Origin of the sequence: Acinetobacter junii, assembly GCF_018336855.1 — a bacterium.
GTDB classification, from domain to species: Bacteria; Pseudomonadota; Gammaproteobacteria; order Pseudomonadales; family Moraxellaceae; genus Acinetobacter; species Acinetobacter junii.
The window spans coordinates 1,377,451-1,404,406 of sequence record NZ_CP059558.1 but is presented as its reverse complement, the minus strand read 5'-3'; the positions used below and the strand labels follow the sequence as shown (position 1 = coordinate 1,404,406).

At 38.4% G+C, this 26,956-nt stretch carries 21 protein-coding genes and 1 pseudogene; 8 read left to right on the top strand and 14 right to left on the bottom strand.

Features of this window, described 5'->3' with window-relative positions; translation table 11 throughout:
* The first annotated feature begins 148 nt into the window (after positions 1 to 148).
* Together ahpF and H2677_RS06655 are read left to right on the top strand one after the other, a co-directional pair.
* Positions 149 to 1,715, top strand: a pseudogene (gene ahpF, locus H2677_RS06660) (alkyl hydroperoxide reductase subunit F).
* A gap of 158 nt (positions 1,716 to 1,873) precedes the next feature.
* A complete protein-coding gene (locus tag H2677_RS06655) occupies positions 1,874 to 2,218 on the top strand; it encodes a hypothetical protein (protein ID WP_004915129.1) in 345 nt (114 codons plus the stop codon).
* Positions 2,219 to 2,272: 54 nt separating this feature from the next.
* Here the strand turns inward: H2677_RS06655 and H2677_RS06650 are convergent, their stop codons facing one another.
* Together H2677_RS06650 and H2677_RS06645 are read right to left on the bottom strand one after the other, a co-directional pair.
* Positions 2,273 to 2,884: a glutathione binding-like protein gene (locus H2677_RS06650; RefSeq protein ID WP_004915125.1), complete on the bottom strand. Its 612-nt coding sequence runs from the start codon at positions 2,882 to 2,884 to the stop codon at positions 2,273 to 2,275.
* 205 nt (positions 2,885 to 3,089) lie between these two features.
* On the bottom strand, positions 3,090 to 5,528 hold the full coding sequence (locus H2677_RS06645; protein WP_212639437.1) for an ExeM/NucH family extracellular endonuclease: 2,439 nt from the start codon (positions 5,526 to 5,528) through the stop codon (positions 3,090 to 3,092).
* 184 nt (positions 5,529 to 5,712) lie between these two features.
* Between H2677_RS06645 and trmB the strand changes: the two genes are divergently transcribed.
* Both trmB and H2677_RS06635 read left to right on the top strand, forming a co-directional pair.
* Complete coding sequence (gene trmB / locus H2677_RS06640) at positions 5,713 to 6,429, top strand: tRNA (guanosine(46)-N7)-methyltransferase TrmB (RefSeq protein WP_004662584.1); 717 nt, start codon at positions 5,713 to 5,715, stop codon at positions 6,427 to 6,429.
* Between the two features lie 347 nt (positions 6,430 to 6,776).
* Positions 6,777 to 7,136 carry a hypothetical protein gene (locus H2677_RS06635; RefSeq protein WP_004915115.1) on the top strand — a complete coding sequence of 120 codons (360 nt, stop codon included), beginning with the start codon at positions 6,777 to 6,779 and terminating at the stop codon, positions 7,134 to 7,136.
* Positions 7,137 to 7,336: 200 nt separating this feature from the next.
* On the opposite strand, the gene H2677_RS06630 is transcribed toward H2677_RS06635, so the two are convergent.
* The 4 genes from H2677_RS06630 to H2677_RS06615 all read right to left on the bottom strand — a co-directional run bounded on the left by H2677_RS06630 (position 7,337) and on the right by H2677_RS06615 (position 11,104).
* The gene (locus H2677_RS06630) at positions 7,337 to 8,119 is read right to left on the bottom strand and encodes a Rossmann-like and DUF2520 domain-containing protein (RefSeq protein WP_129262586.1); all 783 of its coding nucleotides are present in this window, start codon (positions 8,117 to 8,119) and stop codon (positions 7,337 to 7,339) included.
* A 132-nt stretch (positions 8,120 to 8,251) separates the two neighbouring features.
* Positions 8,252 to 9,484: a dihydroorotase gene (locus tag H2677_RS06625; protein WP_212639436.1), complete on the bottom strand. Its 1,233-nt coding sequence runs from the start codon at positions 9,482 to 9,484 to the stop codon at positions 8,252 to 8,254.
* An 11-nt stretch (positions 9,485 to 9,495) separates the two neighbouring features.
* A complete protein-coding gene (locus H2677_RS06620) occupies positions 9,496 to 10,512 on the bottom strand; it encodes an aspartate carbamoyltransferase catalytic subunit (RefSeq protein ID WP_212639435.1) in 1,017 nt (338 codons plus the stop codon).
* A 235-nt stretch (positions 10,513 to 10,747) separates the two neighbouring features.
* Complete coding sequence (locus H2677_RS06615; protein ID WP_004915099.1) at positions 10,748 to 11,104, bottom strand: hypothetical protein; 357 nt, start codon at positions 11,102 to 11,104, stop codon at positions 10,748 to 10,750.
* Positions 11,105 to 11,337: 233 nt separating this feature from the next.
* Between H2677_RS06615 and rlmKL the strand changes: the two genes are divergently transcribed.
* Entirely contained in the window at positions 11,338 to 13,542 is a 2,205-nt protein-coding gene (gene rlmKL, locus H2677_RS06610; RefSeq protein ID WP_212639434.1) for a bifunctional 23S rRNA (guanine(2069)-N(7))-methyltransferase RlmK/23S rRNA (guanine(2445)-N(2))-methyltransferase RlmL, read from the top strand.
* Positions 13,543 to 13,564: 22 nt separating this feature from the next.
* Here rlmKL and H2677_RS06605 read toward each other — a convergent pair whose 3' ends face one another.
* Together H2677_RS06605 and clpB are read right to left on the bottom strand one after the other, a co-directional pair.
* A complete protein-coding gene (locus tag H2677_RS06605; RefSeq protein ID WP_004915093.1) occupies positions 13,565 to 13,987 on the bottom strand; it encodes a hypothetical protein in 423 nt (140 codons plus the stop codon).
* 164 nt (positions 13,988 to 14,151) lie between these two features.
* Entirely contained in the window at positions 14,152 to 16,731 is a 2,580-nt protein-coding gene (clpB, locus tag H2677_RS06600) for an ATP-dependent chaperone ClpB (RefSeq protein ID WP_168153760.1), read from the bottom strand.
* 261 nt (positions 16,732 to 16,992) lie between these two features.
* Between clpB and H2677_RS06595 the strand changes: the two genes are divergently transcribed.
* Positions 16,993 to 17,793 (top strand): M23 family metallopeptidase, encoded by an 801-nt coding sequence (locus H2677_RS06595; RefSeq protein WP_212639433.1) that lies wholly within the window; start codon positions 16,993 to 16,995, stop codon positions 17,791 to 17,793.
* Between the two features lie 45 nt (positions 17,794 to 17,838).
* On the opposite strand, the gene H2677_RS06590 is transcribed toward H2677_RS06595, so the two are convergent.
* Positions 17,839 to 18,267 carry an OsmC family protein gene (locus H2677_RS06590; RefSeq protein WP_004953612.1) on the bottom strand — a complete coding sequence of 143 codons (429 nt, stop codon included), beginning with the start codon at positions 18,265 to 18,267 and terminating at the stop codon, positions 17,839 to 17,841.
* 147 nt (positions 18,268 to 18,414) lie between these two features.
* Here H2677_RS06590 and crp point away from each other — a divergent pair, with 147 nt between their 5' ends.
* Positions 18,415 to 19,122 (top strand): cAMP-activated global transcriptional regulator CRP, encoded by a 708-nt coding sequence (gene crp, locus H2677_RS06585; protein ID WP_004915082.1) that lies wholly within the window; start codon positions 18,415 to 18,417, stop codon positions 19,120 to 19,122.
* Positions 19,123 to 19,325: 203 nt separating this feature from the next.
* Positions 19,326 to 20,105, top strand: coding sequence for a M48 family metallopeptidase (locus H2677_RS06580; protein WP_004915079.1), 780 nt, complete (start codon positions 19,326 to 19,328; stop codon positions 20,103 to 20,105).
* A gap of 52 nt (positions 20,106 to 20,157) precedes the next feature.
* Here the strand turns inward: H2677_RS06580 and H2677_RS06575 are convergent, their stop codons facing one another.
* The 5 genes from H2677_RS06575 to H2677_RS06555 form a co-directional block, all read right to left on the bottom strand.
* Complete coding sequence (locus H2677_RS06575) at positions 20,158 to 21,894, bottom strand: acetyl/propionyl/methylcrotonyl-CoA carboxylase subunit alpha (RefSeq protein WP_212639432.1); 1,737 nt, start codon at positions 21,892 to 21,894, stop codon at positions 20,158 to 20,160.
* A complete protein-coding gene (locus tag H2677_RS06570) occupies positions 21,895 to 23,469 on the bottom strand; it encodes a 5-oxoprolinase subunit B/C family protein (protein ID WP_212639431.1) in 1,575 nt (524 codons plus the stop codon).
* 30 nt (positions 23,470 to 23,499) lie between these two features.
* A complete protein-coding gene (locus H2677_RS06565) occupies positions 23,500 to 24,258 on the bottom strand; it encodes a LamB/YcsF family protein (protein WP_212639430.1) in 759 nt (252 codons plus the stop codon).
* A 186-nt stretch (positions 24,259 to 24,444) separates the two neighbouring features.
* The gene (locus tag H2677_RS06560) at positions 24,445 to 25,320 is read right to left on the bottom strand and encodes a class I SAM-dependent methyltransferase (RefSeq protein WP_212639429.1); all 876 of its coding nucleotides are present in this window, start codon (positions 25,318 to 25,320) and stop codon (positions 24,445 to 24,447) included.
* A 95-nt stretch (positions 25,321 to 25,415) separates the two neighbouring features.
* A complete protein-coding gene (locus H2677_RS06555) occupies positions 25,416 to 26,936 on the bottom strand; it encodes a flavin-containing monooxygenase (RefSeq protein WP_004953594.1) in 1,521 nt (506 codons plus the stop codon).
* Positions 26,937 to 26,956: the final 20 nt, after the last annotated feature.

Here is a 26,956-nt window from a genome sequence, read left to right as displayed (position 1 = left end):
CAAAGCATTTAATTAACATAGGCCTATGGATTCAAAAATACGATCAAAATAATAAAAACAACCTGTTTTACCTATTTAAATAATTTGCGTACTATAGCCCCATTGAAAGAATTTAGCTGATTGAATTGCTGAGAATTTGGAGAAATACATGTTAGATCAAAATATTAAAACTCAATTAAAAGCTTACTTAGAACGTTTAGAAAGTCCAATCGAGTTAGTGGCTGCTTTAGATGAATCCGATAAAGCTGCAAAAATTAAAGAACTCGTGACCGAAATTGCTGAACTTTCTGATCAAGTTACGGCGCGTTTTGACGGTTCAAACGCTCGCCGTCCTAGCTTCGGTGTGGCTAAAGCAGGTGAACAACCGCGTGTGTTCTTCGCTGGTTTACCAATGGGACATGAGTTCACCTCTTTGATCTTGGCATTGTTACAAGTTTCAGGTTATGCACCTAAAGTGTCTGATGAGGTGTTAAATCAGATTAAAGGTTTGAACTTAACATCAAACTTTGATGTGTTTGTATCGTTGAGTTGTCACAACTGTCCAGATGTAGTTCAAGCGTTGAACTTGATTGCGATCTATAACCCTGATGCAACTGCGACCATGATTGATGGTGGTTTCTTCCAAGAAGAAGTTGAAGAACGCAAAATCTTGGCAGTCCCAATGTTGTTCCAAGACAATGAACATATTGGTCAGGGCCGTATGACTTTGGAAGAAATCATCGCGAAGTTAGATAGCAACTCAGCAGAGAAAGATGCAGCTCTTCTCAATGCGAAAGATGCTTTTGATGTATTGGTGATTGGTGGTGGTCCTGCAGGCGGTACAGCAGCAATCTATGCAGCGCGTAAAGGGATCAAAACAGGGATTGTGGCTGAACGTTTTGGCGGTCAAGTCATGGATACCATGGATATTGAAAACTTTACCACGATCCAAAAAAACAGTTGGTCCTAAGTTTGCTCAAGATATGGAAGCGCATGTTCGTGAATATGGCGTGGACATCATGAACTTACAAAGAGTCAGCAAAATCACAGGTGCAGACCAAACGGCGAATGGCTTGGTTGAAGTTGAACTAGAAAATGGTGCTAAGCTTGAGTCTAAGACCATCATTCTTTCAACAGGTGCTCGTTGGAGAGAAATGAATGTTCCTGGTGAAGCTGAATACCGTACACGTGGTGTTGCGTACTGCCCACACTGTGATGGTCCATTATTTAAAGGTAAACGAGTTGCAGTGATTGGTGGAGGTAACTCGGGTGTAGAAGCTGCGATTGATTTAGCAGGGATTGTTGAGCATGTGACTTTGGTTGAGTTTGATACCAAACTTCGTGCTGACCAAGTCTTACAGGATAAGTTAAATAGCTTGCCGAATACCACCGTTATCACCAATGCCTTGAGTACTGAAGTGGTTGGTGATGGTTCACAAGTGACAGCATTGAAGTATAAAGATCGTGCGACCGATGTAGAACACACAGTAGAACTTGCGGGAATCTTTGTACAAATTGGTTTATTGCCAAATACGGATTTCCTAAAGAACAGTGCAGTTGAACTCAGCAATCGTGGTGAGATTGTGATTAACGATCGTAATGAAACCAATGTACAGGGTGTATTTGCTGCAGGTGACTGTACGACAGTACCATACAAGCAAATCATCATCGCAACAGGCGAAGGTGCGAAAGCAGCATTATCTGCCTTTGATTACATGATTCGTTCTACGAATTAAGTCAATATCTTGTTTTGTGACCACACTTACATTTAACAATGTAAGTGTGTGTTTTTACAAGTTATCAACAAATTTGTAACTTTCTTATTCACTCGCTTTGTGTTTATATTTTCGATATCCATACATGTTGGATGCCACAACGAAAAGGAAATATGAAAATGAATAAATTACTTGTTGCGTTAGGTCTAGCTGCTACTGTTGCTCTTGTAGGCTGTAATAAAGATAAAGCACCTGAAACTGGTGCAACAACGGGTGAACATTTAGAAAACGCTGCAGAACAAGCTGGCGCTGATGTGAAAAATGCTGCTGATGCTGCAACAACCAATGTAGCTACAGCAGTTGATACTGCTGCTGATCAAATCGACGCTGCTGCTGATCATACTGCTCATGCAACTGCTGAAGCTGCTGCTAAAACCGAAGCTGCTGCACGTGATGCAACTGCCAATGTTGCTGGTGCTGTAGAATCAGGTGCAGCTGAAGTGAAAGAAAAAGCTCAACAATAATTTGTTGATAATAAAAAAGCCTCTGTAGACAGAGGCTTTTTTATTTGTACATTTTTAATTAAACAAACCTTCATCACGCATAGCAATTTGTACAGACTGACGTTCTGCAACTTTATTACGAAGCGCGATAATATTGGTATAAGGCGTTAAATCATGCTCAATATGATTTGACCAGTTTGTCAGTACGAATAAATATGCATCCGCTGGACCAAAATTATCATCAACTAGATAATCATATTCAGATTCAGCTAAATAATTATCGATATATTTAAGTAAACGATCTACTTCTGCATATGCTTTGGTCTTTTCATCATCTGTAAGTTTACCACCAAAGAAAACAGCATATGCATCATGAAGTTCCGAATTCAAATAACCCAACCATTCCAATACTTTAGCTCGCCCCATCCCTGATGGTGGAATTAAATCTTGCTTTGGATCGTGTTGTGCTAAGAATGGTAATATCGCTACATTTTCAGTCAAAATTAGACCTGGATTAATTTCTAGTGCTGGGACATAACCCTTAGGATTAATCTCGTAATAATCTGCACCTTTAGAAGTTTTATGCGTTTTTAAATCAACTCGTTCTAAATCAAAATCAACATTTATTTCATTTAAAATAATGTGTGCCGCTAACGAACATGCGCCTGGTGAATAATACAACTTCATCTCTAATCCTTGTTATCTAACTACTTATGCTCTTGAACTTCGAATGAACATCGAGAACAGATATAGATTTAAATTTATAATAGCTCTAATGCTAAAAACATCTACCCATCTACTATTAATGAATTTTTTTCTAGCTTGCAAGTTATATTCCGTGACGATTGATTAATTTATGAAAAAACAAACTGCACAATGTCACGGAATGTAGTTAAGCTCGACCAAAAAGCTTACCTAGCCACTCAAATAGAGAATTTAAGAACTCGACAATCATATTTTTCTGATTCGAATCTAGCTGAGCATCTGGTGTTTTTAAGTCTAAATCTACAATGACAGGGTCATGGTCAGATGAACGATATGGGTCTGCAGCAAAGAAAAGTTCTTTTTGCTCATCAGTTTTATATTCTTCATTGTAATCAAGTACTGTCGGCTCATCAGCATTGATATGCCAAGCAAAAGCTTTAACTACACGTTTATAGAGATTTGCATCAGCAATCGCATGATCAAGATTACCTGCTCCACCATAACCATCACTATTACTGGAAACCCCAAAGACGTAACTATAAGCGTTCGTACCCTCGCCGATTTTGCTGTCATTAAGTAGAACTTTGTAGTTGGCTTTTTCAAAACTCAAGATTGGATCTTCTTTGGCATAGCTATTCATATCACCAAGCAACAAAATATTTGGATTTTTGACTTGGGTAGGATTCTTTGCAATCCACTGAGTAAGCTGTTCGACGGCTTTAACACGAGTCGGATTCCAACAACCTTGACCATCTTTTTGATCTGCATCAAGCGAGTTCAAGTCAACGCCCGAACAACTTTTAGATTTAAGATGATTTGGAATCACTGTGAAAATTTGTCCACCATGCACTGGTTTGAATGATTGTGCGATAGTTGAACGATTCTTTTCACCCAGATCTAGAACGGCTGCTTTATTCACTGGTTGAACACGTTTGCTATTATAAATAATCGCCACAGCAATCACATCTGTGCCTAATTGATTTATACCTTCAGGAATTACATATTTCCAATCTGGTCCTAAAGCTTTGGTTAAATAAGCAACCGCACTATCACTACCATAACCATTATTGGCAATCTCCATCAAACCATACACATCAGCATCAATGGATTTTAATGCACTTATGATTTTGGCATGTTGCTTATCAAATTCAGCCTGACTGTTCGCACCACGTTCTGTAGGGAAACCATTCTTGCCATTGTCATAGTTCAACACGTTAAATGCTGCAGCACGAATATGTTTAGTTTGTTTCACAGCAATTGTCGTACGTGGATTAGTCGTGGTAACGACTTCAGGCAAGTTTACACCTGCAATTGGTTGTACACGCCAAGCATTAAAGCGATATTCCAAAATACCTTGTGCATTCTTTAATTGATATCCAGAACGTAAAGTGTTTAAAGCACTAAAGTTTTGTGGCAACCATGGCGCTCGATTTTGATTATTATAGCCATCATCAAAAATGATTTTAGAAAGCAAATTTTGTTGTGCCAATGCCTTCGCTTCATTCGATAAAGCTGGATATAGATTGGTAGGAATAAATAGGCGACCAAGACTCAGGGACAACTCACCATAACGCCCAAAATTATAGTTCTCGCTGACAGTTAAAGTTTGCGGTAATTTCACCAACATCCCTTGATAGCGTTTTGGTGTATTACCTTTATTGTCAATCAGACTCGTGAATGGCAAATTAAGATCAAGCGGCTGAATTAGAGATGCCATATTTTGATTACAGGTCTGAATGTCTTGCTGTAATTGATCAATTTGAAGTTGGTTTTGATAGTTAGTGAGACGACCGCGTAAAATCACCTCATCACCGATTTGTCCGCCTTTGACAGCACTACTCGCAGGAATATAAACAAAAATAGCATTACTCACATTAGGTGTCGCCTTGCTATCTGGCGTTTGTATATAGAAACCTGAAAATCCATTGCTATAGCGATAGTCCGCCGTGATCACCCCACGAATCGTATAATTTTGATTTTGGGTTGACTGTGCTAAGTTCGCAATTGGAGTATCCGCACTGCTACAGCTGACTGATTCATTGACTGGAGGCGTTGGTGTTGAACCTGACAAATTTGAAAAATCATTTCGATCTGACCAAGCTTGCCAAGACTGATCTAAATCAAATGGACTGGTCGGATCAACACTGATCACAGGATTATCAGTTTGTACTCGTTTAAAACTATTAGCAACACTATAGACTGTAGTGCCCCAACCTGAAGTTGGACGCTCACCTATCCGTCCAAAACGATCTACAGGTGTACCACGATAAAGTAATACAATCGCATCATCTCCATTGAATGACAGACCTGCTACTTGATTCACTTTGTTGCCTAATTGTGTTTGTAATTCTGAACGCCCGATTAGATATTTCTGTTTACTGGCTAAAGCCCCCTGTAAAGGAAATGCTGCTGTTTTGACTGTTCCCCCATTATTAAATTGTTGGATTTCATAATCTGCTAAATTTACTGTTGTCGTATCAGGATTATAGATTTCTAAACCTTTACGGTTGCTACTACCATCAACATATTGGCTAAACATGAGTTGCGCATGTGCAATAGAAAATGTAGAAGAAGCTCCTAACAGACCTAAACAAATTGCAAGCGAATGGTAATTAAAATTTTTCATAGTTTTTTACTAAGTGTTTTAAATTGCAATTAGGCTATGCAACTTCTATGACAACTCTATGAAGCTTTTTTGACAAATTTTAATCACTACTAAAAAATTTCAAGTAAATAAAACGATTTAAAAGTTTGACTTGAACACCTGAACACTTAAAATACGGCATTTCTATATTTATATCTCCAGAATCATGTCAAACGATCAGTTAGAAACGCAAATTACGGAACTCGACAATTTGCCTGAGCACCGTGAAATTGTGACGTTTATGCGTCGTTCAGCTCCGCTCAATACGTCACAACGTACTGCTTTAGAAGATTATCGTGATTTAATTTTGGAATACCCTGTTGGTGATTTACGTCAGCACTTTGAGCATCCAGAACGTCCATTAACCGTTGAAATCGGTTTTGGTATGGGACGTTCTTTAGTACTCATGGCTAAAGCAAACCCTGAGCGCAACTTTGTCGGCATTGAAGTGCATGTTCCTGGTATCGCACAATGTGTCTATGAAGCAGGCATGGCAGGTTTAAAGAACTTATTTGTATTGGATGCTGATGCAATCCAAGTATTACGTGAAATGCCAGACAACAGTATTAACTGTGTACAACTTTATTTCCCAGATCCATGGCAGAAGAAGCGTCATTTTAAACGCCGCTTCGTGATACATGAGCGTATGCAATTAGTTGAACAGAAGTTGGAACTTGGTGGGACTTTCCACGCAGCTACTGACTGGGAACCATACGCAGAATGGATGCTTGATATTTTGGACAATCGTCCTGATATGGAAAATTTAGCAGGTAAAGGTAATAGCTACCCTCGCCCTGAATGGCGTCCAGTGACCAAATTCGAACGTCGTGGGCTTGAATCTGGTCATAAGATCAATGACTTTATTTTCAAAAAAATAAAGTAGTAATTCATCAAAATTAAAAAATAGCATTAAATATCAACATTTAATGCTATTTCAACCTATTAAAAACCAACTCAATTTTAAATTTCAAATATAAAAGACAAAAAGTGAATTATTAAAACAACTTATAAAAGCTGTACCTATCAAACCTATATGCTTACTTTGTAAAATCAAATGTGTTCAAATTTACAGCCTTCTATTTACATGATCTATAAATATTTTTTGTTCATGTTTAGCTAAAATAAATAATGAATCATTTTGATCTCAAATGAAGAAATTATTGCTTCATAAACAATGAGTGCTCTATTCAGTGCAATGATTTAGCCCAAAGATGAAGATAGGTTGGTTTTATGGAAAAAACTCTGCAATGCCCCAAATGTGGTTCTACAGAAATCGAAGTACGTGATCATGACAAATTACTGAAAACTACAGGTGGCGTTTTAATGACTGCTGCTGGCACAACTGCTGGTACAGTTGGTGGTGCAGCAACTGGTGCATCAGTTGGAGCAGCTATAGGAACTGTAGCAGGTCCATTGGGTGTAATTGTTGGTGGAACTATTGGAACTTTCGTGGGTGCAATTAGTGTCGGGATTACAGGTGGCGTCGTTGGTAATATTTTCGGAAAAAAAGCGGGTGTCGTGATCGACAAGAATATTTTTCAAGATTATTTATGTCTAAAATGCAAACATCGTTTTAAACAAAAGAATTGATTAAGTTCAAGACACATTTACATAATTTCTAAGCTGATATTTAAACAACTCATATCAGCTAAATGTGTTTATAAACAATACTTAAGTTTTCTAATACAGGCATTATTCGATCTGCCCCTCTTGTTATTAATTATAAAAAAATGCAAACACGACCGAGCTTAGTTTAGATAAAAAAGATTATACAATTTATACATTTATGGTTATTTACCAGGTAAATGACGGGTCTTAATACATTCACTTAAGAGCTGATAAACATCAACAAGATCATTTCTTGCATCTTTTTCTAATAACTTATGATGCATTTTTAAAATATTTTCATCACCACGCATGGCTGGACCTGTCTGCATTTCTTTAGGGTCATTGATCGTTGCTTTTTGTGCAGTCTCCAATATCAATGGGTGAAGTAAAGAAAAATCGACCTGTTGTTCATCAACAATTTGTTTAGCAATATCATAACAGTAGTTACTAAAATTACATGCAAAAACAGCAGCCATGTGCAATGTCTGACGCTGTTGAGAGCTGTATTGGTAAACCTTCTGAGTCAAACTACCTGCTAATGAGGTGAGTAAATCCAAATCATGATTGTTTACAGCCTCGACAAACACAGGCGTTGTAGTCCAGTCAATCTCTCGTTCATAACTAAATGTTTGTAAAGGATAAAATACACCTGATTTGCCGTGAACTACTGAAAGAACTTCTAAACTTGTACTTCCTGAAGTATGTACAATTAATACTTGCTGCAAAGAAGCGCTAATTTTTTGAATAACTTGAGCTATTGCTTGATCTGAAATAGCGATGATCACTAGATCAATATCAGAACTTAATTGCTCAAAATCACTGATGGCAACAGCATCCACTAACGATGCTAAACGATTGGCTTTTTCTAAATCACGACTAAAAACTTGTACAATCTGGTGATCAGGATGGAGTACTTTTGCTAAATGATAGGCAACACGCCCTGCACCAATGAATGTAATTCTCATTTTTATAGAACCTTTTTAGAAGCGAAATAATCTACCAATAAACTCTGTAAGAAAAGATCACAATAATGAATTAACTAATTAAAATAGTTAAGCAGAATAAGTAACTTGACCTATTCTGCTCAGAAATAAAGTTTAGATAAATGTCTGAAGCACTTTGCCTTTCAAGGTTTGACCTAATAGCGGTGTATTTTTACCTTGAGATAAAATTGTTTCTTTTGAAACAGTCCACTCTAGCTCTGGATCAACCAGTACCCAACCTGCTTCTTGTTTCCAACGTTCAGTCATATTAGCAACTTTAGCAGGATTTAAGGTAACTTTTTCGACCCATTCTAAAGCATCAAAAACACCTTCTTGGATAAGCTGAACACCTAAACCGACATAGGTATCGAACGCTGTAATACCTGGCTGAGTTTCAGCAAATGGAGCCATTTTTGCTGAACTACTTAATGGTTCGTGATGGGTACAGATAGCGTCAATCACGCCCTCTTTTAAACCCTGACGCAACAAAGCTTTATCTTGTTCAGAGCGCAGTGGCGGACGAACATGTGCTAGAGAATTAAATCCATCCGTCAATTGTTCAGTTAAATGAAGTTGATGCATTGCTACATCGGCAGTTACTGGCAAACCTTTGGCTTTCGCAGCACGAATCAAATCTATAGACGCGCCACATGACAATAAACCAAAATGGGCTTTGACACCTGTTGCTTCAATCATGAGTAAATATTTAGCAATCGCAACAGTTTCAGCAATCGCAGGAATCATTGGCAAACCCTGACGCGATGCAATAAAGCCTTCATGTGCACAACCATCTTTCGCGATTTGCGGCTCTTCTGCGTAAAATACTACTGTTAAATCTAGACCAGCAGCATATTCCAGCGTGCGAATCACGACATCATCATTATCAAATGCGGCATTAGCATTTGAAACCGCAGTACAGCCGCCTTTTTTTAGACCAGCCATATTAGAAGGTTGCTTGCCATTTAAACCTTGAGTTTGAGCACCAATAATTTGAAGATAAATACCACCATCTAGTTGAGCTTTCTCGATTAGACCATGGATTAACGCACCATTATCTTGCACGATCGGCTTTGAGTCAGGAGGTGTAATTACATGCAAAATACCGTTTGCTCGCGCAGCTCTCCCCTCAGATTTTAATGTGCCATGCTGTTGTTGTCCTGGTTCACGCAAACGCGCGCAGAGATCAACCATAGTTGGCATTAACCATTTACCTTGACCATCAATCGTCTGATCAACCTGAGACGTAACATCAACAATTTTACCGTTCTCTACATAAACAGTTTTAACTTGATCTGTTTTTTGAATTGGATCGAGTACACGGACATTTTCAATTTTTACAATACTCATGTGTAGCACCCTTATACAGCAATCGCTTCAATTAAACCTTGTTCTTGGAGCTGACCTTGCATCGCAAGTGCCAATACTGCCATGCGAACCGCAATACCATTCGTGACCTGTTTTAAAATCACTGATTGATCGCCATCAGCGACACTCGAATCAATTTCAACGCCACGGTTCATCGGTCCAGGATGCATCACAATACAATCTGGTTTAGCTAAAGCAAGACGTTCTTTATTTAAACCATACAGCTTGTAAAACTCAGATTGAGATGATAATGCTGGAGAGTCGATACGTTCATTCTGAATACGTAATGCAATGATGACATCACAGTCAGTCACACCTGCATCCATTTGATTGAACAAGCGAACATGTTCACCGTATTCATTAAAACCCACAGGTAACAAAGTATTCGGTGCAATCACTCGAATGTCTTTACAGCCCAATGTCTGCAAAGCAGCGACATTTGAACGTGCAACACGTGAATGTTTGATGTCACCAATAATTGCAACGCTTAATTGCTCAAAAGGCTTTTTAGTTTCACGGCGAATGGTCAGCATATCTAGCATCGCTTGCGTTGGGTGCGCATGACGACCATCACCTGCATTAATAATTGCGACCTTAGGACATACATCTTTTGCTATGAAGTGTGCAGCACCTGAAGAGGAATGACGCACGACGAATACGTCCGCAGCCATAGCTTCTAAATTCCACAGAGTGTCACGCAAAGTTTCACCTTTAGATGTACTTGAGCGTGCAATATCAATATTTAATACATTTGCGGATAAACGTTTAGCTGCTGCTTCAAAGGTAGTACGTGTACGAGTAGAGTTTTCAAAAAATAGATTCATTACCGTGCGCCCTTCTAGAAGCGGACGATTAATCAAATTATTATTATCATCTAAAAAGCTTTGTGCTGTATCCAAAATCTTAGTCAGACTTTCTTTTGAAAGCCCCTCAATCGTTAAAAAATGCTTGAGATTTCCTTGTTGATTGAGCTGTATCTGACTCAAAGTATGCAATGTTGCCACGTGCATAAGAGATTCCTTATACGTTAAGTTAACGCATTATACAGATTTTATATTTCTTTCGTCGTTGAAGTTTTCAGCACTCAGCAAAACTTTTTAGTGGTGATCTACAATAACGATTTAATATTTTCTCTGCATGTTAATTTGATGAAAAGAAAATCAAAAAAATAAGGATGTAGAAAAAGCTCTACACCCTTGTAACGCTGTAATTATTTTTCACTTATTGTTTTTTTATTATTATCACTTATCGCAATGCACCAATATAATGGTGAGCGACTTGAGCTTTATAAATTTCTTCTTCTGTAACTTCCATAAAATAGCTTTCTTCTGTTTCTTCTAGCTTTTTATTTTCAACTATGGCTAACGTAGGCTCTGGATATAAATCTATTAATGGACGTAAACGATCAACATAGTGAGCCAACTCTTGGTCACTTGTTTCCAACGCAATTTCTATAATGTGTTTTGCATATTCTTTATTGTTAACTAAGTACATCACATCAATTACACGACTGGATACACGTCTTAAACGAACATACATTTGTGTTGCGATAGCAAAAGCTTCAGCATTTACCTTAATTTCACTATTCATGCTTTCTTTCATAAAGTCCTCACGTCGTTGGGAGAAATGTATATTCTTGATTCATCACGTAGAAAGCAAAATATGTACCAATAATTAAAAATACATTTAAACTTAAAGAATATTTTTATGAAAATTGATTAAAAATAGTAAAAATAATAGTCAATAATGCGGTCGATCACACAAATTTGCACCGACAGTTTCATTAAAAATCAGTTAAAATAGCCGATTGCTGAACTGCTTTTTTGGAAATGTGCATGAATTCTACACAACGTCTGACAAACTATTGGGTGACCTGTGCGGATGGACTTGAGACCTTATTACAACAAGAACTTGAAAATTTAGGTATTCAAAACATTCAACGCTTTGCTGGACGTTTGGTATTTAAAGGTACACTAGAAAATGCATATCGTGTTTGTATGTGGTCTAGACTTGCTTCTCGCGTGTTGTTACCGATCCACACTCACGAATTAGAACATACTCATGATGCCCGTGATGTCGCAGAAGAACTCTATGAAGGTGCAATCAGCTTTGACTGGTCTCTCATTTTTGCACCGCAAAGCACCTTCGCAGTGCGTTTACATGTTGAACGAGACATTAAAGTAAACACTCAATTTGCAACTTTACGTGTGAAAGATGGTGTTGTCGATTCGTTTATGGAAGCTGTTGGTAAGCGTCCAAGTATCGATATTAAACAGCCTGAAATTACCCTTTATGCTTTGGCTGGCAAAACTGAACATACTTATTGCTTAGATTTATCGGGTGACTCATTGCACAAGCGTGGCTATCGCCGCTTTATGACTGACGCTCCGATCAAAGAAAACCTTGCAGCTGCGATATTACTAAAAGCAGATTTAGCAAATTATCGACCTGATATTATTTTAGATCCAATGTGTGGTTCAGGAACATTTATCATTGAGTCACTCATGATACTCACTGATCGTGCACCAGGATTAGTGAGACGTTTTGGATTCAATGGTTGGCATGGACATGATCGTGATTTATGGTTATCTCTCAAAGCCGAAGCTGCTGAACGCCATGAAAAAGCGCTAGAACAAGATTTACCAACATTTTATGCTTACGATGCTGATTGGGAAGCTGTTAAAGCGACGCGTCAAAATATTATTGCTGCAGGCTTCGAAAAACTATTGGATCAAATCCAGATTGAAGAACGTACTTTAGCAGATTGGGATGATTTCCACGCTGAAGGTAAAAAAGCATTTATCGTAACGAATCCTCCTTATGGTGAACGTTTAGGTGATAAAGCATCTAACCGCTCACTTTATCTAGGTTTATCTAGCTTATTACAGAAAAATTTTCCAAATCAGCGTGCTGCAATCATCGCTGCGCAAATTGAACAAGCGGATGTTTTGGCATTTAATGACCCTCAAACATTACGTTTGATGAATGGTAAATTGCCGATCTACACTCGATTCGGAACAATTAAACCAGCAACAGTTACTCAACCATTTCTAGCGACATGGCAACCTCAACAATTTGAAAAAATTGAAGGTGCAGAAGATTTTACAAACCGTTTGCAAAAAAATATGCAAAACCTAAAAAAATGGGCTGTAAAAGAAAACGTATTCTGTTTACGTATTTATGATGCAGATTTGCCTGATTTTAATGTTGCTGTCGATCTTTATGGTGATCGATTACACGTACAAGAATATGCCCCACCAAAAAGTATTGATCCTGAAAAAGCTAAAAAACGTTTCAATTTAGCTTTAGCTGCTATTCGTGCAGTTACAGGTCTAAATCGTGATGCGATTTTTATCAAAACACGTGCTAGACAAACGGGTACAAATCAATATACCAAGCAAAGTACAGCATCAAAACGCTTTATCGTACAAGAAGGTAAAGCACGTATCTTAGTAAACTTGACTGATTATTTGGATACAGGTCTATTCCTAGACCATCGTCAAATGCGTTTACGTATTGCAAAAGAAGCACGTGGAAAACACTTCCTTAATTTGTATAGTTATACTTCAACAGCAAGCTTACATGCCGCTTTGGGTGGAGCAGCAAGCACAACGAGTGTGGATTTATCTAATACTTACTTGAGCTGGTCAAAAGAAAACTTTGTATTGAACGGATTAACTGTTGATCATGCCGATGAACAACATATGTTCTTTGCGAGTGATTGCTTTGAGTGGTTAAAAGAAGGTCATGAACAATATGATTTAATCTTTATTGATCCACCTACTTTCTCAAACTCAAAGAAATTCTACGGGACTTTTGACGTTCAGCGTGATCATGTTTCATTAATTAAACGTGCTATGAATCGCCTAACAAGTGATGGTACCTTGTATTTCTCAAACAACTATCGTGGGTTTGAGTTAGATGAAGAAATTGAAGCGATGTATCAGATTGAGGAAATTACGTCTGAAACCATCGGTTTAGATTTCAAACGAAATCACAAAATCCATCGTGCTTGGAAAATCCAACATCGACAAATCTAAGTAAATCATCCAAGAGATCGGGTTACTTGACAGTAATCCGAATCTCACCTTTGATATTTGATGATTCAAACTCATATATCGTAAAGCGATCTGGATCTTGTGCATGAGGCTTGATCGTTGCCTTTTTCTTTTCTCGCAAGTCAGCGACATTATTTTTCTTTTGTTCTTCGTATGGCGACAGAACACCATCTAAAAGCGTTTCAATACGAATTTCTCGCAAATAATTATCACTTAAAATTCGCTGAGCACGCCACCGCTCTTCCTCAGGCTTCTGAGCATCTTGTTCAGCTTTCTGAATAATATAAGGTAAGGTATTGTTTAATATAGCTGTTTGTTGAGCAAGAATCCTTTCTGATAGTGGCTGAACAGCCCAACCTTTCAAAGGCAGAGCGGTTATGAACAAAATTACACCGATATTGGTGTAATAGTGCTGCTTTTTTTCCATTGCAATTCATCCTGAATTTTTTTCTTATTTGCTCAGAAAGTATCAAGTTTTTCATAATGTCGCAATGTCATTGGTAATATTCATTGAAAAATCTGATAAATTGCTTAATACAAAAAAAGATGGTGACTTATGTCACCATCTTTTTAACTTGAAGATTTTAAAATTTAACTGAGTTTGATTTTATCAAATACCAGTTGTCCACCCTCAGCTTTAATCAAAATATTATCTCCTGGTTGGAACTCACCTGATAATATTTTTTGAGCAAGACTATTTTCAACTTGCTGTTGTATCGCACGTTTCAAAGGTCTAGCTCCATAGATCGGGTCAAAACCAGCATCAATTAACAGATCAAACGCTGTATCATCAACAGTTAAGCCCATATCACGATCATTCAAACGGGAACGTAAACGATCTAACTGAATATCGGCGATACCACGTATCTGAGCTTTTTGTAGTGAGTGGAAGATCACTAGCTCATCAATACGGTTGATAAACTCTGGACGGAAATGCTGACTTACAGCACTCATGACAACAGTTCTTACCTCATCATCAGTTGCACCTTCTCCTAATTCACGAACATCTTGTGAACCTAGGTTAGATGTCATTACGATAACCGTATTTTTGAAGTCAACCACACGACCTTGCGAATCCGTTAAACGACCATCATCCAACACTTGTAATAAGATATTGAATACATCTGGATGTGCTTTTTCCACCTCATCAAACAGTACAACGCTATAAGGTTTACGACGTACAGCTTCAGTTAAAACACCACCCTCTTCATAACCAACATAACCTGGAGGTGCACCGACTAAACGGCTAACTGAGTGCTTCTCCATAAATTCAGACATATCAATACGAATCATCGCATCATCACTATCAAACAAGAAGTTTGCTAATGCTTTAGTCAACTCAGTTTTACCAACCCCAGTTGGACCAAGGAATAAAAATGATCCACTTGGACGATTTGGATCTGACAAACCTGCACGTGAACGACGAACTGCATTCGATACGGCAACTACTGCTTCATCTTGGCCAACTACACGATTATGTAAAAACTCTTCCATATTAAGAAGTTTCTCACGCTCGCCTTGAAGCATTTTTGAAACAGGGATTCCTGTTGCTGCACTTACCACCTCAGCAATTTCATTTTCAGTCACTTTAGTACGAATGAGCTTTGGTTCCTCATTTTCTTCAGCGACTTCAGCTTGTTCCAAACGTTTTTGTAACTCTGGAATCACACCGTATTGCAAACGTGCAGCCTCAGCTAAATCACCTTCACGCTTTGCTTTTTCTAAAGCAACACGTGCTTGATCAAGTTCAACTTGAGCCTTTTTATCACCTTCGACCAGTGTTTTTTCAGCTTTCCAAATTTCCTCTAGATCATTGTACTCTTTTTGCTTTTCAGCAATCTGTTGCTCTAAATGATTAACTTCAGCTTTACTCCCCGCATCTTCATCTTTTTTCACCGCTTCTAGTTGCATTTTTAACTGAATTAAGCGGCGATCCAATTTATCTAAAGCTTCAGGTTTAGAGTCGATCTCCATTTTGATGCGCGATGCAGCTTCATCAATCAAGTCAATCGCCTTATCTGGTAACTGACGATCGGTAATATATCGATGAGACATTTTCGCAGCAGCAATAATCGCTGAGTCTAGAATTTGTACACCGTGATGTGTTGCATATTTCTCTTTAAGACCACGTAAAATTGCAATCGTATCTTCCACACTCGGTTCATCTACCAAGACTTTTTGGAAGCGGCGCTCAAGTGCAGCATCTTTTTCAATGTATTGACGATATTCATCTAAAGTCGTTGCACCAACACAACGCAACTCACCGCGAGCCAAAGCAGGTTTTAACATATTACCTGCATCCATCGCACCATCACCCTTACCAGCACCAACAAGTGTATGCAACTCATCGATGAAGAGAATGATTTCACCCTCATGCTTCGCAAGGTCTTTTAGAACGGCTTTTAAGCGCTCCTCAAACTCACCTCGATATTTTGCACCCGCAAGTAATGAGCCCAAATCCAAAGAGAGTACACGCTTATTCTTCAAGCTTTCAGGTACTTCACCATTGATGATTCGTTGTGCCAATCCCTCTACAATTGCGGTTTTACCCACACCAGGCTCACCAATTAACACAGGGTTATTCTTGGTACGGCGCGACAACACTTGAATGGTACGGCGAATTTCATCATCACGCCCAATCACAGGGTCTAACTTACCTGCCAATGCACGCTCAGTTAAATCAATCGTATATTTATTTAATGAGTCACGTTGATCTTCGTGATTATTACTCATAACCTTGTCATTTCCTCTAATATTTTCAATGACTTTACGTAAATTCTCTGCTGTAACACCAACACCATTCAAAATAGTTTTGGTTTCGCCTGTCTCCGCTAAACCCAACAACACCCAATCTGTTGATAAAAACTCATCACCAACTTTCTGTGCATAGCGATCCGCAAGATTCAATGCCTTTACCGCTTCAGGATTAAGATTAATATCACCTGTTGGGTTTGCTAATGTCGGAGCATTTTTTAAAGCTTGCTCTAATTTCTGCTTTAACTCAGGTAAGCGAGCGCCAGCCTGTTGTAATAAGCTTAAATTAGCAGGCTCTTCTAACAAGGTTGTCAGAATATGAATTCCTGCTATCGCTGTATGATCCTTACCCATTGCTAACGATTGAGCATCTGAAAGAGCTTGCTGTAAACGGTTTGTAAATTTTTCAAAACGCATTCTTGTTATTCCTCACAACAAATTTTCAACTTGTAATTAAGATGGGAACTAATTTTTAAATTTCAAATAAAATTTATATATATTTCAAAAATTTATATTAATCATCATTAATATAACTCAGTAATAATATGGGACTATAAACTCCCTATTTCAAGTATAATTTTATAAATTTTTAATGTGTTGAAATATCACAAATGGACTATTGCTTATAATTTCAATCTGACCTACTTTGACATAAATATTTTCTTGTCATTGAAAGCAATGTATTTTAATAAGTTTGTTATTTCTTCTGTTCTTATTACACTTTCATCAGTCTCAGTAGCTGAATTACCTAAAGACTCGCGTCGAGCGGGAGGAATTGCGGTAATACCATTATCAGACCAAATAACGCAGGTGTTTTATAACCATAAACCTGTTTTAATTTCCCGTGAAAATTCTAAACGATATGCTGTTTTCGGTATTCCTTTATCTGCTCCTGCTGGAATATTGAGCCTAGAAACGAATATCGCCCCAATTCAAATTGAGATCAATGCATTCTCATATGCTGAGCAACGTTTAAACGTAAAAAATCAGGATTATGTAAATCCTACTCAAGCGCAACTTGACCGCTATGCTCGCGAAGCCAAAGAACAAAATGATATTTACGACTCTTTTACAAACAGTACTTGGACTCAATTTCCCAATTTTATCAGTCCAACTAAAGGTAAATTCAGTAATTCGTTTGGTCGGAAGCGTTTTTTTAATGGAGAAGAACGTGCTCCACATTCTGGATTAGATATTCCTGCACCTGTAGGACAAAAAGTAATTGCACCTGCTGATGGTATTGTCGTTCAGACTGGAAACTACTTTTTCAATGGTAATACCATCATGATTGATCATGGTCAGGGCTTAATCAGCATGTTTTGCCACTTAAGTAAAATTGATGTTGAAAAAGGTCAAACTATTCGTCAAGGTCAACTTATCGGTCTTATAGGAAAAACTGGACGAGTGACAGGCGCACATTTGCATTGGGGTATGAGTTTAAATAATGCACGAGTTGATCCACAATTATTTTTAAAATAAAAAAGGTGATCGATATCGATCACCTTTTAGAAAATCTAAACAATCTTAAGCTTCAGCAGTTTCAACAATTTCAAAATCATGCGTGATTTCGACACCACCATCAGATAACATTTTACTTGCCGAACAATATTTTTCAGCAGAAAGTTCAACTGCTTTCTCAACTTGCTTTTCTTTGACAGCTTTTCCAGTCACAATAAAGTGCAAATGGATTTTAGTAAAAACTGCTGGAATCGCGTCAGCACGTTCAGCTTTTAGCTGACATACGACATTGGTCACATCTTGACGAGATTTCTTTAAAATGGTCACAATATCAAACGAAGCACACCCACCAAGTCCCATTAAAATCAACTCCATAGGACGTGGACCACGGTTTTCACCACCATATTCAGCGGAACCATCCATCAGCACAGTGTGACCACTTTCTGATTTCGCTTCAAAAGCAACATTCTCTAACCAATGTACACTTGTTTGCATTGCAACTACCCAAAAAACGTTATAAATTTACTCTGTTCTTGTACACTAACATAAAATGAGTTGATAAGGAATTTCATCTCTTCTGTGTAGAAAAGGCTCTAACAAGGCCTGTGCGATCGGTTTTATCCAAATTCGGAAATTTTAAGCATGACTTCAAATTTTTCACAGCTTAGCACTGATGCTTTATCACCAGGTCAATTACCTGAATCTGTTAAAGCCTTGCTAAAACGTGCTCATATTAACAGATACCCTAAACGCACCACGATTGTTGACGCTGGAACGGAATCAAAATCACTGTATTTAATATTAAAAGGTTCGGTGTCAATTATTTTACGTGAAGATGATGAACGTGAGATTGTCGTTGCATACTTAAACCCTGGGGATTTCTTTGGCGAAATGGGTCTTTTTGAGAAGAACCCACAACGTACTGCGGAAGTAAGAACTCGTGATGTTTGTGAAATCGCCGAGATTTCATATGACAACTTCCACGAATTAAGCAAACAATATCCTGATTTGAGCTACGCGGTATTTGCTCAATTAGTTCGCCGCTTAAAAAATACAACACGTAAAGTAACTGACCTTGCATTTATTGATGTGTCTGGTCGTATTGCACGTTGTTTAATTGATTTATCTTCACAACCAGAAGCAATGATCTTACCAAATGGTCGTCAGATCCGTATTACTCGCCAAGAGATTGGTCGTATTGTCGGTTGTTCACGTGAAATGGTTGGACGTGTTCTTAAGACGCTTGAAGATCAAGGCATGATTCAAACTGATGGTAAAGCAATTTTAATTTTTGATACGTCATTAGAAGAAAATGCATTTACTGAAGAAGAGTTTGACGACGAAGAATAATGGTTACACGCTTCAAGTGACTCTTAACAAAGCCAGTGCCTCACACTGGCTTTAATTTTTTGATTTATCTCAAATATCATTTTCAGTTTGATTACATAATTACAATGATTATAGAGAGATTCAGAATGTTATGCGCTTCAAACATTTTTTATAATTCTAATGAAAGATTAAACCAATAAGATACTGATTTGGAGAGAATAAGTATGAAGAAGCTGGCTTTAAGCCTTTGTGCAGCATCAGTGATGACCATTTCTGGTTGTGCTTCTTTTGCTGATATGGCTGGTGCAGATAGTGCAACTTTGAATGCTCAATCAGCACAAAGTTTCTCTAAAATGACTCAAGAAGCTCGTGCTAAAAACCAACTTGATACTAGTTCTAGCACTTATCAACGTATCAATACGGTTTTCTTACGTTTAAAACCTTATGCAGATCGAATGAATCAAACTGGACAACGCTTTGATTGGCAGCTTGCAGTGTTGAAATCTGACAACGTGAATGCTTATGTCGCACCTGGCGGTAAAGTTGTTTTCTACACAGGTATCGTAAATAAGCTTAATTTAACCAATGATGAAATCGCTGCAATTATGGGACATGAAATGACCCATGCTCTTGAAGAGCATGCTAAAAGCAAAATTGGGGCTCAAGCACTGACTAGCCTAGCCATTGGTATTGGTACCAGCTACGCAGGCGCTAATATTGGTGAAGCTGGAAATGCAGCAATTAACTTAGGTAGCCAAATTGGTATTGGTTTACCTTATTCTCGTAATCTCGAAAGTCGTGCCGATTACGGCGGTTTGATGTTAATGGCGCGCGCTGGATACAATCCTAACGCGGCAATTAGCTTATGGGAAAAAATGAATCGTCTTGATGGTCCTGGCGGTGCATCGTTCTTATCAACACATCCATCAAATACTCAACGTATTGGCGATATGCGTAAAAACCTACCAGCAGCTATGGCTGTGTACAATCAAAGTCGTCGTTAACCCATACAAAGCCACTAGATAATGATCTAGTGGCTTTTTTATGATCATAGTCTCAAGCTGGATGATGAATCTCTGCTATTTTCTCATCGTTTGAATAATTTTGATGGATCTGTGCTAATTGCTTAATCTCTCCACTGCGATGAGCAATCACCTGAACTTCCATTTTCATTGCCTCCATCACTGCAACTACATCACCTTTTTCCACCATTTGATTGTCTTCTACTTTCCAAGCTGTAATTACACCTGAGATTGGAGCAAGCAGTGATTTTTCATCAAACACTTTAACTTCTTCTATAGGTTTTACATGCTGTTGAACGCTTTGAAAATTTAAAAACTCCTTCGGCAATCCAATTTGTTGTAACTTCCCATCTATTTCAATCATGAAGCGTGCAAATTGATGATCATCCTGAATCATACTTCGCTGTTGAACTTCATATTCGTGAGAAAAATCTTGCTCAATCCATCGCGTATGTACTTTAAATTCGTCAACAAAATCTGGATGTTGCAATACTGCTTTATGAAAAGATAAAACAGTGGCTATACCTTCTATTTCAAAAGCAGCTAAAGCCCTTTTAGCTCGTTGAATGGCAATCTCACGTGTTGGTCCCGTCACGATTAATTTTGCGAGTAAAGAATCAAAATGGCAGGAGACTTCACTTCCTTGCATAACGCCTGTGTCTAGACGAATTCCAATACCGGATGGCGCCATAAATTTGGATATTTGACCAAATGAGGGAATAAATCCACGTGCAGGATCTTCGGCATTGATACGAAACTCAATTGCGTGTGTTTGAGCTTTCGGCGTAGCTTGGATTGAAAGCGGTTCACCTAATGCAATTTTTATTTGTTCCACGACAATATCTAATCCCGAAGTTTGTTCAGACACGGGATGTTCAACTTGTAATCGTGTATTAACTTCCAAAAATGACAGCTTGCTATTTTGTTGGCTCAATAAATATTCGACTGTACCAGCCCCGACATAATCAACTGCACGACATAGCTTGATCGATGAACTTACAATTTGCTGATAAATCTCATCGGATATAAATGGTGCTGGCGCTTCCTCTACAAGCTTTTGATTACGTCTTTGCAAAGAGCAATCTCGTGTTCCAACAACAACGATATGACCTAACTGATCTGCGAGAATCTGAGCTTCAATATGTCTAGGCTTATCCAAATATTGCTCAACATAACATTCGCCTCGTCCAAAGGCTGCTGTAGCTTCTCTTACGGCAGACTCATACAGGCTCGCAACTTCCTCGAGCTCCCAAGCGACCTTTAAACCACGTCCACCGCCACCATAAGCGGCCTTGATAGCAATCGGGAGGCCATATTGTTTAGCAAACTTTAGTGCTTCTTCTGCAGACTGTAGTGGTTGTGCTGTGCCCTGTACCAATGGAGCACCAACTGATTGAGCAATTTTTCTTGCTTGAATCTTGTCACCAAGTTGTTGAATTGCCTTAGGCGGTGGCCCAACCCAGATAAGCCCTGCATCTAATACGGCTTGCGCAAAATCAGCACGTTCTGAAAGGAAACCATATCCTGGATGAATCATCGTGACTTGAGCTTTTTTGGCAATTGCCAAAATTTTATTAATATCGATATAAGTTTCTTTTGCAGTTAAACCCGATAGCGCCCAAGCTTCATCCGCCATTTTGACATGTAAACTCGCCATGTCATCATCTGCATAGATTGCAACCGATCTAATCGCTAAATCTTTGCAGGCTTGAATCAATCGAACCGCAATCTCACCCCGATTTGCAATTAAAAGCTTATGTGTGTTGTACATTTATTTTAAGTCCATAAAATCTGAAATTTGTCTAAATTTAATCAAACACCCCGTTGGAATCTGCGCGATTAGGTCAAGATGATATGCTGCAACACTCGAGATGACTGGATATCCGCCTGTAATTGGGTGATCATTCATAAATAAGACAGGCTGACCATTTGGAGGTACTTGTATCGCACCAGTACAACATCCTTCACTCGGTAACTCTTTGTCGATCTCTCGCACTAGCGGTTTTTCACCACTTAATCTCAATCCAATTCGGTTACTTTCGGCACTGACTTGCCACCGCTGATTGAAGAACAATTCCAAACTATCTGTAGAGAACCAATCTGTTCGAGGACCTAAACACACATCTATAATGATTTCATCGCCTACTTTTGGTTTTGTTCGAACAAAATGATTTAACTCAACAGGATATGTTTTTAACTGAGCAGAATAAATCTGATCCCCGACCTGAATAGGTGATGTACCCAATTCTGCAAGCGAATCATAACTGACACTACCTAGAACTTGCTCCGCATATATTCCACCCTGAACTGCAAGATAGTTACGCAACCCTTCTTTAGGCTGTGTTAGATAGATCTCATCACCTTCATCTAAAGCGATTGGTTGGCATAAACTGGCTTGTCTTTTACCTGTCTCTTTATAAGTAATCCAAAGCTCACACAATGCACCCGTCACTGCGATTACAGTTGGCTGAATGACTTTAAGTTTAAGCCCGCCATTTAAAATTTCTAACACTGCTGTGTGTTTAGGATTACCAACGATTAGGTTCGCTTCAACAAAACTACTCTGATCTAACGCACCTGCTCTTCCAACTCCAAGAGATGCTACATGATGCCGACCTTGATCTTGGACTAAAACTTGTAATCCAGTATTTAATACTTCAAATAGAGCGGGTTTATGGGTTGCTAAATTTGAATGAACTAAGGTTGTTGAAACAGCGGTTTGTGTTGGGTTTCGACTAATATCTTTAAAAATCACTTGATCAGAAGGCAGTAACAACGCTGGATTTTCTCGGTGAATATCCCACATGATTTCATCTGTTCTCCCAATCAGTTGCCACCCACCAGGACTCTCCTTAGGATAAATTCCGCTGTATTCTCCTGCTAAACCGACCGACCCTGCTGTTACTTTTTTACGGGGTGAGGATCGGCGTGGGACACTACCAAATGGCTGATCATGGCTCATCAAATAAGCAAATCCCGGTGCAAAACCAATGAATGCAACTTGCCAGCAGGTTTCGGTATGTTTTCGAATCAATTGTTGAGTTGTTAGCCCTAAATGATCGGCTATTTCTGCTAAATCACAACCATCATAATGAACACCAATAACAATTTCTTTAGTTGAATTAAATCGTTTTAATTCAATTTTTTGGGAACGAATCCATTTGATCAAGCTAAGTTGATCAATCCAAATTGGATCGAAACACACCAAGACTGTTCGAGCAGCAGGAATTAATTCTTGAATATAAGGATGATTCGCTTGATTGAGTGATTGATATACTGCAATTGTTGTTTCTAAAGCATCTAATTCAATTAAAAATGCATTTTCATTGACCGATAAAAATCTCATTTCAACACTCAACGATATGATCTATAAGTCTTAAGATACAAAGCTATGTATAGCAATTTTGTGATCAGCTAAGGTTTGGCGAATCACTTTTGCCATCTGTAACGCACCTAACGAATCTCCATGCAAACAGATTGTATCGGCTTTAAGCGGTGTAAATTCACCTTCTATAGACATGACACCTTTTTTTTTGATCATATCTAATACACGCTCAGCAATCATTTCTACATCATGCAAAACCGCACCCTCTTGACGACGCGAAACCAAGGTTCCATCACGATGGTAAGCACGATCAGCAAATGCTTCTGATACGACTCTTAAACCTTGCTTTCTTGCAAATTCGATTAAGGGTGAACCAGCTAAAGCGACTAATACCAAAGACGAGTCGTAAGCTAAGATCGCATCTATAACTGCTTTTGCTTGAACTAAATTGGTAGCGATAGTGTTGTACAAAGCGCCATGAGGTTTTACATACCGAACGCTAGTGCCTGCGACTAGTGCTAGACCTTGTAAAGCTGAAATTTGATACAAGACATCTGCATATAACTCATCATATGCCACATCCATATTACGACGGCCAAAACCCACTAAGTCTGGATAGGAGACATGCGCTCCAATACTCACTTTTAATTGAGCAGCTTGCTTCAATGTTTGTAGAATACTTTTGGGATCGCCTGCATGAAAACCGCAAGCAATGTTGGCACTACTAACAATCGGAAGTATTTGTTCATCATTACCCATAGACCATGAGCCATAGCTCTCGCCTAAATCGCTGTTTAGATCAATGTACATACGCTTCCCAATTGCTACTCTTTCTTTTATTGATTTATTTTAGCAATATACTCCAACACTTTGCTTTACCAATATTTATTTTTATTAATTTCAGAATGGGATTTTATACAGAATTTATTTTAATTAAGCATCTTTTATATGTAGACACTTAGCCCCAAACTCTTAGGAGCTAAGCCATATAGATGCCTATTTAGCTAAAAGTAGATGCAACATATGCGTTGCTATCGTATGTCGAATATGATCAGGACGCTGATAAAAATAGCGCTCACTTAGACCATCACCTGATAAATCCTCTATAACTTGATAGCCAATTTCATTTACAGCTTGATGCAAATCTTTCGGTCGAAACTGACCTTTTAATGGTTCTTTTAAGAAACGGGTAAATTGTGAAACAAATAAACTCCCGAAACGCTCAACACCATCCAATTCACGATAGTCAATTGAATAATCTAAAACTACTTCACTTCCCTCGCTAGCGATTTGAGCAATACTCGATAAAGTATGTAGTGTGGTCTGTGGTTCAAGATAGTGTGTTGTACCCAACCAAGAAAAAAATGCTTTTCCATCTTGTTGAAATGAACTTCTTGCCAAAGCATCTGCAATCGACTCTTTTTCAAAATCAATCGACACAAACTCAACATTAGCTGGAATGTCACCAAATTCTTTGAGTTTCAACTGTTTTGCCGCTTGGGTATCAGGATGATCAACTTCAAAAATTTTTAAATTAGGATAGCGCTGTGCTTGTCTCAACGTGAACGAATCTAAACCTGCACCCACCAAGACATATTGCTGAGTTCCTTGCTGAATCGCCTTTTGCAATAAGTCTTCTGCATATCGAGAACGACCAACAACTTGCCCTGTCAGTAAACCTAACGTTCGGTTAAATACAGTTGAGTTCATCACTTTAACGGTGAGCGATGTTTTCAATAATTTTTGCCAACCTTTACTGGTTAGCTCAAATGCAAATGGGTCAGAAAAAACTGGATTTTGAGCATTTTGAAAATGATTCGCACGTAATGCCGCAGCCGCCTCAGCCGTTCGGCTTGATTGTCCATCTTTCATATTTATTACCTAATTTATTTGTATCTTGCAAAAAATAAGCAGCAAACTCCATCCTAAGATAAAATTTACTGCCCTAATATCACTCGACTAAAAAATTAGTTGGTCTTTTCAGTTTGATACGTCACTTGGTAATCGTTTAAATCCATCTGTTTTAAACGTTGTTTTAACTTTTTCAATGACCAAGGCCAAGCAGCAAAGTTTCGACCATTTGCATCTAAATAGTAGCTCTTACATCCACCAGCATTGAAAACAGTGGTTTTAAGATGCTTTTGTACTAACTCATTGTGCTTTTTAATCACTTCAGGTTTGATGTTTAACTTGGCAATACCTTGATCTCTAATTTTCAATAAACCATCAACGATATAATCAAGTTGAGCTTCTGCTAGACCAATAAAAGAGTCATATACCAGAACATTCGGACCCAAAACTAAGAAGGCATTTGGTACGTTTTCAATGCTTGTACCTAAATACGCTTCTGGAGAACTGCTTTTCCAAAGGTCATTTAAAATCTCACCTTTTTCATTCGCAACACGCTTGCCAATCGGTGGATGAGAGACTTCAAAACCTGTACCCCAAATGATCACATCAACTTCATGACGCTCACCATTTGCAGCAACAACAGTATTACCTTCAACCTTGACTAAACCATGAGGGATGAGTTTAGTATTTGGTTGCTGTAAAGCTGGATAATAGTTGTTTGCGAACAATAAACGCTTACAACCAATGGTGAAGTTTGGCGTTACATTTTTACGTAACTCTGCGTCTTCAATTTGGAAACGTAAAATCAGTTTAGCCAACTCACCGACTGGCTTTAACACAGCAGGATTACGTAAACCAAAGTTAATTGCATTCAATGATTGAGCAACTGCTTGGCGCCAAGTTTTTTGAATTAATGGATATTTCTCGATTAATTTTTTACTTACATCGCCTAAATCCGTATCAGGTTTTGGAACAACCCACGGCGCGGTACGCTGGAATACATATAATTCTTTAGCTTTTGGTTGAATTTGTGGCACAAACTGAATTGCTGATGCGCCCGTTCCAATGACCGCAATACGTTTACCAGTCAAATCATAATCATGATTCCATCTTGCTGAATGGAACATTTCGCCAGTAAAGGTCTCTAGACCATCTAATTTTGGAATTTGAGCTTCGGTAATTGGGCCTGTTGCGAAAATAGCTGAACGTGACAAGAACTGCCCTTTATTAGTATCCATCACCCATAAATTACGCTCATTATCCCATTTTGCACTGAGTAACTCTGTACCAAATTCAATTTTTGAACTTACGCCAAAATTCTCACTCACTTCTTCTAAGTAGTTCAAAATTTCAGGTTGACGAGCAAATAAGTGACTCCATTTTGCACTTGGTGCAAATGAGTATGAATACAAAGCTGACGGTACGTCACAACCACAACCTGGATAAGTGTTTTCACGCCAAGTACCACCAACGCGTGTTGCCTTTTCAATGATCTTGTAGTTGCTATAACCAACTTGATCAAGACGGATTGCTGTTGCAATACCTGAAATCCCTGCGCCTACGATAAACGTATCGTAAATATGCTGTGGGAGTGCTTTTTTGTCAGCAGAATTTAATTTTTTTGCTTGAGCTGTCATTCAAAATATCCTTTCATTTA

Excerpts from the sequence above, each read along its gene's own strand:
- H2677_RS06655 (WP_004915129.1), top strand. The coding sequence starts at position 1,874 with ATGAATAAATTACTTGTTGCGTTAGGTCTAGCTGCTACTGTTGCTCTT.
- H2677_RS06650 (WP_004915125.1), bottom strand. The coding sequence starts at position 2,884 with ATGAAGTTGTATTATTCACCAGGCGCATGTTCGTTAGCGGCACACATT.
- H2677_RS06645 (WP_212639437.1), bottom strand. The coding sequence starts at position 5,528 with ATGAAAAATTTTAATTACCATTCGCTTGCAATTTGTTTAGGTCTGTTA.
- trmB (WP_004662584.1), top strand. The coding sequence starts at position 5,713 with ATGTCAAACGATCAGTTAGAAACGCAAATTACGGAACTCGACAATTTG.
- H2677_RS06635 (WP_004915115.1), top strand. The coding sequence starts at position 6,777 with ATGGAAAAAACTCTGCAATGCCCCAAATGTGGTTCTACAGAAATCGAA.
- H2677_RS06630 (WP_129262586.1), bottom strand. The coding sequence starts at position 8,119 with ATGAGAATTACATTCATTGGTGCAGGGCGTGTTGCCTATCATTTAGCA.
- H2677_RS06625 (WP_212639436.1), bottom strand. The coding sequence starts at position 9,484 with ATGAGTATTGTAAAAATTGAAAATGTCCGTGTACTCGATCCAATTCAA.
- H2677_RS06620 (WP_212639435.1), bottom strand. The coding sequence starts at position 10,512 with ATGCACGTGGCAACATTGCATACTTTGAGTCAGATACAGCTCAATCAA.
- H2677_RS06615 (WP_004915099.1), bottom strand. The coding sequence starts at position 11,104 with ATGAAAGAAAGCATGAATAGTGAAATTAAGGTAAATGCTGAAGCTTTT.
- rlmKL (WP_212639434.1), top strand. The coding sequence starts at position 11,338 with ATGAATTCTACACAACGTCTGACAAACTATTGGGTGACCTGTGCGGAT.
- H2677_RS06605 (WP_004915093.1), bottom strand. The coding sequence starts at position 13,987 with ATGGAAAAAAAGCAGCACTATTACACCAATATCGGTGTAATTTTGTTC.
- clpB (WP_168153760.1), bottom strand. The coding sequence starts at position 16,731 with ATGCGTTTTGAAAAATTTACAAACCGTTTACAGCAAGCTCTTTCAGAT.
- H2677_RS06595 (WP_212639433.1), top strand. The coding sequence starts at position 16,993 with ATGTATTTTAATAAGTTTGTTATTTCTTCTGTTCTTATTACACTTTCA.
- H2677_RS06590 (WP_004953612.1), bottom strand. The coding sequence starts at position 18,267 with ATGCAAACAAGTGTACATTGGTTAGAGAATGTTGCTTTTGAAGCGAAA.
- crp (WP_004915082.1), top strand. The coding sequence starts at position 18,415 with ATGACTTCAAATTTTTCACAGCTTAGCACTGATGCTTTATCACCAGGT.
- H2677_RS06580 (WP_004915079.1), top strand. The coding sequence starts at position 19,326 with ATGAAGAAGCTGGCTTTAAGCCTTTGTGCAGCATCAGTGATGACCATT.
- H2677_RS06575 (WP_212639432.1), bottom strand. The coding sequence starts at position 21,894 with ATGTACAACACACATAAGCTTTTAATTGCAAATCGGGGTGAGATTGCG.
- H2677_RS06570 (WP_212639431.1), bottom strand. The coding sequence starts at position 23,469 with ATGAGATTTTTATCGGTCAATGAAAATGCATTTTTAATTGAATTAGAT.
- H2677_RS06565 (WP_212639430.1), bottom strand. The coding sequence starts at position 24,258 with ATGTACATTGATCTAAACAGCGATTTAGGCGAGAGCTATGGCTCATGG.
- H2677_RS06560 (WP_212639429.1), bottom strand. The coding sequence starts at position 25,320 with ATGAAAGATGGACAATCAAGCCGAACGGCTGAGGCGGCTGCGGCATTA.
- H2677_RS06555 (WP_004953594.1), bottom strand. The coding sequence starts at position 26,936 with ATGACAGCTCAAGCAAAAAAATTAAATTCTGCTGACAAAAAAGCACTC.